Annotated in this window: 10 protein-coding genes and 1 tRNA gene; 3 read left to right on the forward strand and 8 right to left on the reverse strand. The window is 68.0% G+C overall.

Annotated elements, in window-relative coordinates; all coding sequences use genetic code 11:
* Positions 1 to 862 precede the first annotated feature (862 nt).
* Entirely contained in the window at positions 863 to 1,900 is a 1,038-nt protein-coding gene (locus DBR34_RS03105) for an FAD-dependent oxidoreductase (RefSeq protein WP_258223631.1), read from the forward strand.
* Positions 1,901 to 2,214: 314 nt separating this feature from the next.
* Here DBR34_RS03105 and ychF read toward each other — a convergent pair whose 3' ends face one another.
* The 8 genes from ychF to DBR34_RS03145 form a co-directional block, all read right to left on the reverse strand.
* The gene (gene ychF / locus DBR34_RS03110) at positions 2,215 to 3,306 is read right to left on the reverse strand and encodes a redox-regulated ATPase YchF (RefSeq protein ID WP_128095657.1); all 1,092 of its coding nucleotides are present in this window, start codon (positions 3,304 to 3,306) and stop codon (positions 2,215 to 2,217) included.
* 94 nt (positions 3,307 to 3,400) lie between these two features.
* Positions 3,401 to 3,979, reverse strand: a complete 579-nt coding sequence (pth, locus tag DBR34_RS03115; protein WP_128095658.1) for an aminoacyl-tRNA hydrolase — start codon at positions 3,977 to 3,979, stop codon at positions 3,401 to 3,403.
* A gap of 81 nt (positions 3,980 to 4,060) precedes the next feature.
* On the reverse strand, positions 4,061 to 4,675 hold the full coding sequence (locus tag DBR34_RS03120; RefSeq protein WP_128095659.1) for a 50S ribosomal protein L25/general stress protein Ctc: 615 nt from the start codon (positions 4,673 to 4,675) through the stop codon (positions 4,061 to 4,063).
* Between the two features lie 108 nt (positions 4,676 to 4,783).
* Positions 4,784 to 5,743, reverse strand: coding sequence for a ribose-phosphate diphosphokinase (locus DBR34_RS03125; protein ID WP_038692467.1), 960 nt, complete (start codon positions 5,741 to 5,743; stop codon positions 4,784 to 4,786).
* 133 nt (positions 5,744 to 5,876) lie between these two features.
* A tRNA-Gln gene (locus tag DBR34_RS03130) sits at positions 5,877 to 5,953 on the reverse strand.
* Between the two features lie 9 nt (positions 5,954 to 5,962).
* Positions 5,963 to 6,832: a 4-(cytidine 5'-diphospho)-2-C-methyl-D-erythritol kinase gene (gene ispE / locus DBR34_RS03135; protein ID WP_128095660.1), complete on the reverse strand. Its 870-nt coding sequence runs from the start codon at positions 6,830 to 6,832 to the stop codon at positions 5,963 to 5,965.
* Complete coding sequence (lolB, locus tag DBR34_RS03140) at positions 6,829 to 7,491, reverse strand: lipoprotein insertase outer membrane protein LolB (protein ID WP_128095661.1); 663 nt, start codon at positions 7,489 to 7,491, stop codon at positions 6,829 to 6,831. Before lolB ends, ispE begins: the two co-directional genes overlap by 4 nt.
* Complete coding sequence (locus DBR34_RS03145) at positions 7,488 to 9,185, reverse strand: tetratricopeptide repeat protein (protein ID WP_128095662.1); 1,698 nt, start codon at positions 9,183 to 9,185, stop codon at positions 7,488 to 7,490. The genes lolB and DBR34_RS03145 overlap by 4 nt, the downstream gene beginning before the upstream one ends.
* A gap of 64 nt (positions 9,186 to 9,249) precedes the next feature.
* Here DBR34_RS03145 and hemA point away from each other — a divergent pair, with 64 nt between their 5' ends.
* Positions 9,250 to 10,533 (forward strand): glutamyl-tRNA reductase, encoded by a 1,284-nt coding sequence (hemA, locus tag DBR34_RS03150; RefSeq protein ID WP_128095663.1) that lies wholly within the window; start codon positions 9,250 to 9,252, stop codon positions 10,531 to 10,533.
* Positions 10,511 to 11,596 carry a peptide chain release factor 1 gene (prfA, locus tag DBR34_RS03155; RefSeq protein ID WP_128095664.1) on the forward strand — a complete coding sequence of 362 codons (1,086 nt, stop codon included), beginning with the start codon at positions 10,511 to 10,513 and terminating at the stop codon, positions 11,594 to 11,596. The genes hemA and prfA overlap by 23 nt, the downstream gene beginning before the upstream one ends.
* Positions 11,597 to 11,712: the final 116 nt, after the last annotated feature.

Below are 11,712 nucleotides of genomic sequence, written 5' to 3' on the forward strand. Positions count from 1 at the left end.
ACCTATACGTCCTACCCGTACTACGACGTGTCGTGGTTCGATACGGTGGGCCGTACGCTCAACCTGCAGTACACGCACAAGTTCGGTGGCACGGCGCTGTAAGCCGCGCGGTTGCAGCGGATGCGGGCGAAAAGACGGAGGCAGTGCCTCCGTCTTTTTTTTGGCGATGCACTTCCCAAGCGACAAGGCACAAGCGATCACGGTGTGCTGGCGCCTGCGCGGGGCAGGTGCGGGTGGGCTGCGGTGGAGGGTCCCGCCAATCCACCCGCACCCGCCCCAGACAATCGGCCGGTGACCATGCAGAGAGCCACGCAGGTAGTGCCGGCCGCTGGCCGGCTCTCCCAAGCAGGTAGTGCCGGCCGCTGGCCGGCTCCTCGGAATCCAGGAAGCGTCCTGTACGGTTCTCCACACCCGACGTGGAGAGGCGTGGGGGTTTGGTGTGGACAAGTAGGCGCAAGCCAACCACCGCAAGGCTTTCAGGGTGTGGCTATTTTTTGTCCACGCGCGTATGGGGTTTTCCACACCGTGCGTGGAGAGCGATGGGGGTTTGCTGTGGACAACCCGGTGCGAGCGATACGCCGCAAGGGTTTTCAGCGGTGGTCAAGAATTGTCCACGGTGTTTGCGGGTGGGTGTGCGGGGGTGCCGGCCAGCGGCCGACACTACCGGGGCGGAGGTTTTCCACACGGGGCGTGGAAAGCGGTGGGTGTTTGTTGTGGACAAGTGGGTTGGAAGCGCATGCACCAAGGGTTTCCAGGCGTGATCAATTAATCGCCAGCACCTGCTTGCCAGCGGACACCCTGTCGCAGCGCGGCTCCCCATCCCGACTATGCTGCGCTACCCCTTATCGATGGAGAGCACCGCGTGCGCAGAGGCATTCCCCGCATTGCCGTAGTCGGCGCCGGCATTACAGGCGCCTCCGTGGCGTGGCACCTGACGCGCGCGGGCGCAGCCGTCACGGTGCTGGAGCGCGGCCCCGACGCGTCGAGCGGCGCGACCGGCAGCTCGTATGGCTGGGTCGGCACGGGCAGCATGCTGCCGGGCGACGCGCCGTCGCGCTTTGCCATGATCCGCGACGCCGTGCCGGAATTTGCCCGGCTGGCGAGCGCGCTGGGCCCCTTGCCGATCGCGGCGCGCGGCGCGCTGGTGTGGGCCGGCACGGACGCGGACACCGACGCGTTCGTGGCCCAACAACGGGCGGCGGGCATCACGATCGCACTGCTCGATCGCGCAGGCATCAGGACATTGGAGCCGCATCTGAAGGCGCCGGCACTGGCCGCGTGGGTGCCCGGCGATTTCGCCCTCGAACCTGCGCTGCTCACCGCGCAGCTGCTGTCCAGTGCACAGGCATCGGGCGCACGTGTTGCGTTCGATCAGGAGGTGTCCGCCATTGAGACACGCAACGGCCGGGTTACCGCGGTGGTGACAGCGGACGGGTCGCATTCGGTGGACGCCGTGGTGCTTGCCAATGCGGCCAGCGCCGTGCCCCTGGCGGCACGCCTGGATATCCACCTGCCCGTGCATGAGGCGCCCGCGGTGCTGCTGGCGTTCGACGCATTGCCCGGGCGTCTCCATCACCTGCTGTGTGCTGCCGACCACGAAGTCCGGCCACGTCTCGGCGGTGGAATGCTGGTTGCGGCCGACATGCCCGTCGAGGGCGATGCCGGCCTGGACCGCCTGGCCCGTCAGTGCATGGCCGACACGCAGGCCCTGCTCACTGCCCCTGCCGGGCTGGTGTTGCGCTCGGCGAGGGCCATGCAACGGCCGTTGACCAGCACCGGTATGCCGGTGCAGGGGTTCCTGCCCGGCGTTGAAGGCCTTTACGCCGCCATCGCCCATCCGGGCGTGATGCTCGCGCCGTGGCTGGGCCGGCTGGCGGCGGACGCGTTGGTCGCCGCGTGAGCGGTCATGCAGTAGACGGCCTGCGGCCCCGTGCCATGCCATCGCCGTGCCGGATCGCCCTGATGATTACAGCCGCCCTGACCTGCTTTTCCCTGCGATTTGTTGCGAATGGGGATGACACCCGGCAGGACACACGGCTTTTCCACACCGCACGTGGAGAGCCGTGGGTGTTTGTTGTGGACAAGTGGTGGCGAGCCATGTGCGGCAGGCGTTTTGAACGCTGGTGAATTTTTGTCCAGCCCGGCGTCACCTGCCTAAAACGCAAACGCCCCGCTCGGGGCGGGGCGTTTGCGTGGCATCAACGTGCGGTGGAATCAGACGTTGAAGCGGAAGTGCAGGATGTCGCCTTCCTGGACGCGGTATTCCTTGCCTTCCAGGCGCAGGCGCCCGGCTTCCTTGGCGCCGGCTTCGCCCTTGTACTTGATGAAGTCGTCATAGGCGATGGTTTCAGCGCGGATGAAGCCCTTCTCGAAGTCGGTGTGGATCACCGCGGCCGCCTGCGGGGCGGTAGCGCCCTTGCGCACGGTCCAGGCGCGCACTTCCTTCACACCGGCGGTGAAGTAGGTCTGCAGGCCCAGCAGCTGGTAGGCCGCGTAGATCACGCGGTTCAAGCCCGGCTCGGACAGGCCCAGATCGGCCAGGAAGGTGTCGCGGTCTTCGTCGTCCAGCTGCGACAGCTCTTCTTCGATCGCGGCCGACACCGGCACCACCTGCGCGCCTTCGGTGGCGGCGCGGGCGCGCACGGCGTCCAGGTGCGGGTTGTTCTCGAAGCCGTCTTCCAGCACGTTGGCGATGTACATCACCGGCTTGAGGGTGAGCAGGAACAGGTCGCGGACCAGCGCCTTCTCTTCCTCGTCCAGGCCCGCCGAACGGCCGGCCTTGCCGTCGGCCAGCGCGGCCTGCAGCTTGGCCAGCACCGGCTTGCGTGCCGCCGCGTCCTTGTCGCCACCCTTGGCAGCGCGCTCGGCGCGGTTCAGCGCCTTCTCGACGCTGTCCAGGTCGGCCAGGGCCAGCTCGGTGTCGATGGTGTCGATGTCCGACAGCGGGTCGACCTTGTTGTTGACGTGGATGACGTCGGCGTTTTCGAAGCAGCGCACCACGTGGGTGATCGCATCCACTTCGCGGATGTGGGCCAGGAACTTGTTGCCCAGGCCTTCACCGCTGGCGGCACCGGCCACCAGGCCGGCGATGTCGACGAACTCCACCGCGGTCGGAATGACCTTCTGCGGGTTGATGATCGCAGCCAGCTCGTTCAGGCGCGGATCCGGCACCGGCACGATGCCGACGTTCGGCTCGATCGTGCAGAACGGGAAGTTGGCCGCGGCGATGCCCGCCTTGGTCAGCGCATTGAACAGGGTCGATTTGCCGACGTTGGGCAGGCCGACGATGCCGCATTTGATACCCATCTTTGACAACCTCTGGGGTGAACGTGATTGGGAAAAAGGCGCGGTGTGTTCGCCGTTTTACCAATCATTCTCCGTACCGACCAACGGTCGGTACCTACTTGGGGGTGTGCAGCCGCTTCATCGCTTCGCTGAAATCGCCCTTCACTGCCAGCGGCAGGACGTCGATCGCATCGTTGACGGCGTGTCCGATCAGCACATCGTCGTCCTTGCTCGCGCGCCCCAGCACCCACGGCACCACGCGGTCCTTGTGACCGGGATGACCGATGCCGATGCGCAGGCGGTGGAATTTTCCGTGGCCGAGCAGGCGGATGGTGTCGCGCAGGCCGTTCTGGCCGCCATGGCCGCCGTCGAACTTGAGCCGGGCCACGCCAGGCGGCAGGTCCAGTTCGTCGTGCGCCAGCAGCGTCTGTTCCGGTTCGATCTTCCAGAAGCGCTGCGCGGCAGTGACCGATTTGCCACTGAGATTCATGAAGGTGGCGGGCTTGAGCAGCCACACCGATTGCCCGGCGATGTCGACCTTGGCGGTCTCGCCGAACAGCTTGCTGTCCACGCTCCAGCGCGCGCCGGCCTGTTCAACCAGGGCGTCAATGAAACGAAACCCGGCATTGTGCCGGGTCTGGGCGTGCTCGGGTCCGGGATTGCCCAGACCAACGATCAATCGCAATCCTGTCATCACTCTTCTTTCGTCGGTACCGGCCCTGTGCCGGCACATACAGAAACGGCGCCTGCCCCGAAGGACAGGCGCCGCAATCACTTACTCTGCAGCCGGCGCTTCGTCGGCAGCATCTTCCTTGCCGAGCTTGGCGGTGACGATCGCGTCGTCATGGTCCTTGCCCTGGGCCAGGGCCGGGATCTCGACGCCCTTCGGCAGCTTGATGTCCGACAGGTAGATCACGTCGCCAGCCTTCAGCTCGCCCAGGTCGACGTCGATCGACTCCGGCAGGTCCTTCGGCAGGCAGGACACGGTCACTTCCTTCAGTTCGTGGGTGACCACGACGTCGGCAGCCTTGCCAGCCGGCGAGGTGTCTTCGTTGATGAAGTGCAGCGGGACGTTGGCGGTCAGCGCTTCGTTCTCGTTCACGCGCAGGAAATCCAGGTGGATGATCAGCTGCTTGAACGGGTGGCGCTGCATGTCACGCAGCAGGACCTTGGTGATCTTGCCATCCAGGTTCAGGTCCAGGATCGACGAGTAGAACCACTCGTTCTGCTGGGCCAGCCAGGTGGCGTTGTGGTCCAGGTTGATGTTGATCGGAGCGGCGTCGCCGCCGTACACGACGGCCGGGATCACGCCGGCGTGACGCAGGCGGCGGCTCGCACCCTTGCCCTGCACGTCACGAGCGGTGACCTTGATTTCATGGGTCTTGGACATTGTATTGACTACCAGTTGGTGCCTTGCCGGATGGCTTGGCGATGAAGGCACGTCCGCGACCAGACGTACCCGGGGCCCGCCCACCGTTGCCGGCGGGCGGAAAAAAAATCAGTCCACGTACAGCGAGCTGACCGACTCGCCGAAGGCGATGCGACGCATCGTTTCGGCCAGCATTTCCGCCACGCTGAGCTGGCGGATCTTGCTGCACACCCGCGCCTCTTCACGCAGCGGGATGGTGTCGGTCACCACCAGCTCGTCGAGCTGGGAGTTGTTGATGTTGTCCACCGCCGGGCCCGAGAGCACGGCGTGGGTGCAGTACGCGGCCACCTTGAGGGCGCCGCGCGCCTTCAGCGCCGCGGCAGCCGCACACAGGGTACCGGCGGTATCGACGATGTCATCGACCATCACGCAGGTCTTGCCTTCGACGTCACCGATGATGTTCATCACGGTGGAGACGTTGGCGCGCGGGCGGCGCTTGTCGATGATCGCCAGGTCCGCATCGTCCAGCCGCTTGGCCACCGCACGTGCGCGCACCACGCCGCCCACGTCCGGAGACACCACGATCAGGTTTTCGGTGCCGTAGGCGCGCCAGATATCGGCGAGCAGCAGCGGCGAGGCATATACGTTGTCGACCGGCATGTCGAAGAAGCCCTGGATCTGGTCGGCATGCAGGTCCACCGTCAGCACCCGGTCGGCGCCTACGGCGCTGAACATCTTGGCGGCCACCTTGGCGGTGATCGGCACGCGCGAGGAGCGCATGCGGCGATCCTGGCGCGAGTAGCCGAAGTACGGCACCACCGCGGTCACGCTGTTGACCGAGGCGCGCTTGAGCGCATCGATCAGCACCAGCAGCTCCATCAGGTTCTCCGCGCTGGGCGCGCAGGTCGGCTGGATCACGAACACGTCCTGCTTGCGGACGTTTTCCTCGATCTCGACCTGGACTTCACCATCGGAGAAGCGCGACACCAATGCCTTGCCCGGTCGCACCCCCAGTTCCTTGCAGATGCTCTGCGCAAGGCGCTTGTTGGCGTTGCCGGAAAATACCAGCAGGTTGGGGTGATCTTGCATCATGACGGTCTCGGGCGGGAGCGATTGGAGAACTCGGCCGCCGGCACCCTGGAGTGTCTGCGGTGACAACACCGCGGATCATCGGCCGTGCCCGCGCAGATATGCGCATGGGAACGCGGCTGACATCCGCAAGTGGCAGGGGCGGGAGGATTCGAACCTCCGAATGCCAGGATCAAAACCTGGTGCCTTGGGCCTCTTGGCGACGCCCCTGCATCAAAATCAATAACGCTCGAGTACATCAAGCAGTGGCGAGCGCTCCACGCCCGCAGCCACCCATGCCCGCAGTCCTTCCGGCAACTGCGCCAGGCCCTGCTCTGCAGCAGCGCGCGTGGCGAACTCGACGAAACAACCGCTTCCCGACCCGGTGAGTCGTGCCCGGCCGATCCTGCTCAACGCTGCAAACGCTGCCTCTACGGCAGGCTCGCGACGGCGCAGTACCGGCTCGAACGCATTCCCGAGCAAAGACCCGGAAGCGAAGTCCGCTATTTTCGCCACTGGGGCGTCGCGCGTCAAATGCGGATCTGCAAAAAGTCCGGCGGTCGGCGCATGCACGCCCGGATCGGCGATGACATACCACGCCGGCGCGCGGGTGATCGGGGTGAGCTGCTCGCCCACGCCGTCGGCCCAGGCGTTGTGGCCCCGGACGAAAACCGGCACATCCGCGCCCAGCTGCAGCCCCAGGGTGGCCAGGGCATCGACGTCCAGGCCGGCGTTCCACAGACGGTTCAAGCCCACCAACACGGTGGCGGCGTCGGAGGACCCGCCGCCGAACCCGCCGCCGGCCGGAATGTGTTTTTCAACACCGATGTCCGCACCTTGGGCGACATTGGCGGCACGTTGAAGCAGCAGTGCTGCACGTACAGCGAGATCATCCGCCTCTGCCACGCCCGCCAGCGAGGGCCCGTCGCGGCGCACCTGGCCGTCTTCACGTACCCGCAGCCGGATCTGGTCGCCCCAATCGAGCAGCACGAACACGGTCTGCAGCTGGTGGTAGCCATCGGGTCGGCGGCCAGTGATGTTCAGGAACAGATTGAGCTTGGCCGGGGCCGGCCATTGCGACCAGCCCGCGTTCAGGTCCAGAGCACTCATGGGCCGCCGAGCGTCCAGCTGTCGACCAGCACGCGCACTTTGGCGTCCCCGCTGGTCGCTTCGATCCGCCGGGGCAGCACCGGCCGGTCGCCTTCGGCCGGGTACCAGTCCAGGTACTGGATCTGCCAGCCCATCTGCTCGACCCGGCGCGGCCGACCGTCGCCGTCACGCTCGACGTGCTCGGCGGCGCCGGTGTCATCGGCCACCAGGCCACGCACCCAGTCGGGCAGCTGGTTGACCGGAATGTCCCAGCCGGTGGCCTCCAGCAGCACCTCCTGGGCGTCCTCACCTTCACGCGGGCCGCCCTCCAGGCCTTCCAGGCGCCCGCCTTCGTGGTGGCTGTCGCCGGTCAGCTTCCAGCTCTGGCGGGTGACCGGCGCGCTCAGTTCCACCACGTAGCGGCGCGCATCCTGTTGCCAGTCGATGCGCCCGTTGCCGCCGTTGCGCCCCTTGTTGACCGCCACGCGGCCCTGGAAGCTCCACTGTGGCTGTGCACGCACGGCAGCCACGCGGGCCGTTTCCGCTTGCTCGGCCTCGGCTGACACGGTGGTCACCACGGTGGGTGCGGCCGGGGCCTTGCGCTCGTCCAGCGACACGCAGGCCGACAACGATGCAGCCATCGCCAGCGCGGCACCGGCCTTGAACAGGTTCAACGTCATACGCCGTATTTCTCGATCACGCGCTGCAGGGCGCGGTTGTCAGGGTCCAGTTTGCGTGCCTCGTCGAGGAAACGCCGTGCTTCGTCCTTGCGGCCCAGCACCCACAGCACTTCGCCGACGTGCGCGGCAACCTCGGCGTCCTTGCTCAGGGTCCAGGCGCGGCGCAGCTGCACCAGCGCTTCTTCGTTGCGGCCCAGGCGATACAGCACCCAGCCGTAGCTGTCGACGATGGCGGCGTTGTCCGGCTCGGCGACGCGGGCGCGGTCGATCAGCTCCAGTGCTTCCTGGTAGCGCTGGGTGCGGTCGGCCAGCGTGTAGCCCAGCGCATTGAGCGCGGCCACGTTCTCCGGGTCGGTGACCAGGATCTTGCGCAGGTCGGCTTCGGCGCGCGGCACGTCGTCGCGGCGCTCCCAGGCCAGGGCGCGGGCGTACAGCAGCGCGTTCTCGTCCGGGTAGGCGGCCAGGCCACGGGCCAGGGCGTCCAGCTCGCCGGGCAGGTCGTTGCCGCGCTGGCGCAGCTCGGCCTCCAGCAGGTAGGCGTCGCGGCGGGCCTCGTCATCGACAGTGGCGTCGGACTGGATCGCATGCACTTCGGCGAAGGCCTTGTCCGGGCGGCCCGCGTCGTACTGGGCATTGGCCGCGCGCAGGCGCGCTTCGGCCAGTTCCTCGCCCCCGGGCACGCTGTGGTACCAGTCCACCGCTTCGGCCGGGCGCTTGAGGTACTCGGCGATCTTGCCCAGCAGCAGGCGCTGGGCCGGGTCGGGCTTGGCTGCCTTGGCCGACAGCTCCTTATAAAGGAGCAGCAGGGCCGCATCGTCCTTCTGCTTGGCCAGCAGCGAGGCACGCATGCCCCAGGTCTGCACGTCCTGCGGCCCCACCGCCAGCACGCGGGCCGCCGCGCGCGGGTCGCCCATGGTGTCGTAGGCGATCGCCAGCGCGTTGCGCAGGTCCGGGTCCTGGCGGCTCTTGGGCTCGACGCCGCGCAGCAGCGCCATCGCCTCGTCCTGCTTGCCGGCCTGGGCCAGCTGGCTGGCATTCAACAGCGCCACGCGGGGTTCGTTGGGGAAGCGCCGCACGACTTCGTCGACCATCCGCTTGGCCAGGTCCGGGCGCTCCATGCGCATGGCCAGGCGGCCCAGCTCCTGCCAGACCTCCAGTTGATCGGGAATCGCGTTGTCGTCCACCAGCCCGCCCAGCACCTGGGCCGGCACGGCCGGGTCGCGCCCGCCGCCGATCAAGGCGGCAATGGCGAACTTCCAGCCGCGCGGGTCGGGGTCCTTCAGCAGCGCCCCCAGTTCGGTGCGCGCGCCCGCGATGTCGGCCTGGCGCATGTCCAGCGCAGCGGCGGCGCTGCGCATGGCCAGGCTGCGCGGGGCGCGGGCCTCCCACAGCGCCAGCGCCCGGGCGGCGCGCTTGTCGTCGTCGGCCAGCATGGAGATGCGGGTGGCGCGCTCGGCCAGCCCGGCGTCGTCGGTGCCGGCCTCGGCCGCCTCCAGGTACCAGCGCGCGGCGTCGCCGAGCTTGCCGGCCTGCAGGGCGAACTCACCGGCCATGACCGGGGTCAACGGCGCGGTCTGGGCCGGGGTGGCCTTGGCTGCGGGGGCAGCCACGGGGGCCGGCGCCGGCGCTGCCAGGGCGTTGGCGACGGACAAGGACAGCAACAGAACGCTGGAGATGCGAATCAATGCGGGCATCGGGGGCTTCTGGCCTTAAAATGACGACTTGAATGGCCAGCAGCTTATCGCAAGCAACTGAACAATGACCCTGTGGGTGCTCGGACTGAATCACCAGACCGCGCCAGTGGAACTGCGCGAACGCGCGTCCTTTGGCGGCGACGCCCTGCCCCAGGCATTGGCGTCGCTGCGCGATACCCCGCAGGTGGCCGAAGCCGTGCTGCTGTCCACCTGCAACCGCACCGAGCTGTACGCGGTGGCCGAATCGGGTGAGGCACTGGCGCAGTGGCTGGAATCCCACGCGGGGAAGCTGCACGGCTACCTGTACCAGCACGCCGACGCGGATGCGGTGCGCCACCTGTTCCGGGTGGCCACCGGGCTCGACTCGATGGTGCTGGGCGAGCCGCAGATCCTGGGCCAGGTCAAGGACGCCTGGGCCATCGCGCGTGACCACGGCCTGCTGGGCCAGCGCCTGGACCGGCTGTTCCAGCAGACGTTCTCGGTGGCCAAGCGCGCGCGTACCGATACCCGCGTGGGTGCCAACCCGATCTCGGTGGCCTCCACCGCGGTGCGCCTGGCGCAGAACTCGTTCGCGCGGCTGGAAGACTCCACGGTGCTGCTGGTCGGTGCGGGCGAGACCATCGAACTGGCTGCGCGGCACCTGAGCGAAGGCAAGGTGCGCCGCCTGCTGGTGGCCAACCGCACGCTGGCCCATGCCCAGGAACTGGCCAGCCGCCACGGCGGCGTGGCCCTGCCGCTGACCGAACTGGAGCGCCACCTGGGGGAGGCCGACGTGGTGTTTTCGGCCACCGCCGCCCGCGAGCCGGTGATCGCCCGCGCACATGTGGCCGCCGCGCTGAAGACCCGCAAGCACAAGCCGATGCTGCTGTTCGACCTGGCCGTGCCGCGCGATATCGAGGCGGGCGTGGGCGAGCTGCCCGATGCGTTCCTGTACACCGTGGACGATCTGGAGCGGGCGGTCGAAGACAACCGTCGCAGCCGTCGCGAGGCCGCTGCCGAAGCCGAGGCGATCATCGAGCTGCAGGTGGCCCGCTTCGTGGAAACCCTGCAGGCCAGCGCCCACCAGGCCCCGCTGCGGCAACTGCGCGCCTACGGCGAAGCGACCCGCGTGGAAATGCTGGACAAGGCCCGCCAGCAGCTGGCCCACGGCAAATCGCCGGACGAAGTGCTGGAACTGCTGGCCCACGGCCTGACCAACCGCCTGCTGCACCCGCCCACCGCCGCCCTGCGCGCGGCTGCGCTGAGCGGCGATACTGAACTGACCCGCGCCGCCGAGCGCCTGTTCCCGGCCAAGCCGGGCTACCAACATCCTGCTGTGAAGACTGATGACGCCGACCCTGCGCCGTAAGCTGGAAGCGCTGGCCGAACGCCGCGAAGAACTGGAACGCCTGCTTGCCGACCCGGCCGTGGTGAACGACAACGACCGTTTCCGCGCGTTCTCGCGCGAGTTCGCGCAGCTGCAGCCCATTGCCACGGCCCTGGCCGACGAGGCCCGTGCACTGGCCGACCTGGCTGCGGCCGAAGCCATGCGCGGCGATGCGGACCTGCGCGAGCTGGCCGAAGAGGAAATCACCGCCGCCCAGGAGCGGCTGCAGCAGCTGGACCAGGAACTGGCGCTGCTGCTGGTGCCGCGCGACCCGCGCGACGACGGCAACCTGTTCCTGGAAGTGCGGGCCGGCACCGGGGGCGATGAGGCCGCGATCTTCGCCGGCGACCTGTTCCGCATGTACGCCCGCTACGCCGAGCGCCAGGGCTGGAAGGTGGAGATCGAATCGGACAGTCCCGGTGAACATGGTGGCTACAAGGAAATCGTGGCCCGCGTGGTCGGCCGTGGTGCGTATTCCAAACTGAAATTCGAGTCCGGCACGCACCGCGTGCAGCGCGTGCCGGCCACTGAGTCGCAGGGCCGCATCCACACGTCGGCAGCGACGGTGGCGATCATTCCCGAAGCGGACGAAGTGGATGACGTGGTGATCAACCCGGCCGACCTGCGCGTGGATACCTTCCGCTCGTCCGGCGCCGGCGGCCAGCACGTCAACAAGACCGAATCGGCGATCCGCATCACCCACGTGCCGTCCGGAGTGGTGGTGGAATGCCAGACCGAGCGCAGCCAGCACGCCAACCGCGACAAGGCGATGAAGCGCCTGAAGGCCCAGCTGCTGGATGCCGAACGCAGCAAGCAGGCCGCGGCGACGGCCGAGAGCCGCCGGCTGCAGGTGGGCAGCGGCGACCGCAGCCAGCGCATCCGCACCTACAGCTTCCCGCAGGGGCGCATCACCGACCACCGCGTGGAAGGGCTGACCCTGTACGACCTGCCCAACATCATCGCCGGCGAGCTGGACACCCTGGTGGAACGGCTGATCCACGAGCACCAGGCCGACGAGCTGGCGCAGCTGGCGGCGGGTACCTGAGGATGGACGCGGACCGGCAGCAGCTGCGCCTGGCGGTGCAACGCCAGCCGGCCGATTTCATCGCCTGGGTCATGCTGGCCGATGCCGAACTGGAGGCCGGCGATGTTCCGGCCGGC

The sequence above is a fragment of the Stenotrophomonas sp. HMWF003 genome (assembly GCF_003061285.1).
GTDB lineage: Bacteria > Pseudomonadota > Gammaproteobacteria > Xanthomonadales > Xanthomonadaceae > Stenotrophomonas > Stenotrophomonas maltophilia_AP.

What these genes read in the sequence shown, in the direction of transcription:
- ychF (WP_128095657.1), bottom strand. Translation starts at nt 3,306, where the DNA reads ATGGGTATCAAATGCGGCATCGTCGGCCTGCCCAACGTCGGCAAATCG.
- ispE (WP_128095660.1), bottom strand. Translation starts at nt 6,832, where the DNA reads ATGAGTGCTCTGGACCTGAACGCGGGCTGGTCGCAATGGCCGGCCCCG.
- DBR34_RS03120 (WP_128095659.1), bottom strand. Translation starts at nt 4,675, where the DNA reads ATGTCCAAGACCCATGAAATCAAGGTCACCGCTCGTGACGTGCAGGGC.
- hemA (WP_128095663.1), top strand. Translation starts at nt 9,250, where the DNA reads ATGACCCTGTGGGTGCTCGGACTGAATCACCAGACCGCGCCAGTGGAA.
- lolB (WP_128095661.1), bottom strand. Translation starts at nt 7,491, where the DNA reads ATGACGTTGAACCTGTTCAAGGCCGGTGCCGCGCTGGCGATGGCTGCA.
- DBR34_RS03125 (WP_038692467.1), bottom strand. Translation starts at nt 5,743, where the DNA reads ATGCAAGATCACCCCAACCTGCTGGTATTTTCCGGCAACGCCAACAAG.
- DBR34_RS03145 (WP_128095662.1), bottom strand. Translation starts at nt 9,185, where the DNA reads ATGCCCGCATTGATTCGCATCTCCAGCGTTCTGTTGCTGTCCTTGTCC.
- pth (WP_128095658.1), bottom strand. Translation starts at nt 3,979, where the DNA reads ATGACAGGATTGCGATTGATCGTTGGTCTGGGCAATCCCGGACCCGAG.
- prfA (WP_128095664.1), top strand. Translation starts at nt 10,511, where the DNA reads ATGACGCCGACCCTGCGCCGTAAGCTGGAAGCGCTGGCCGAACGCCGC.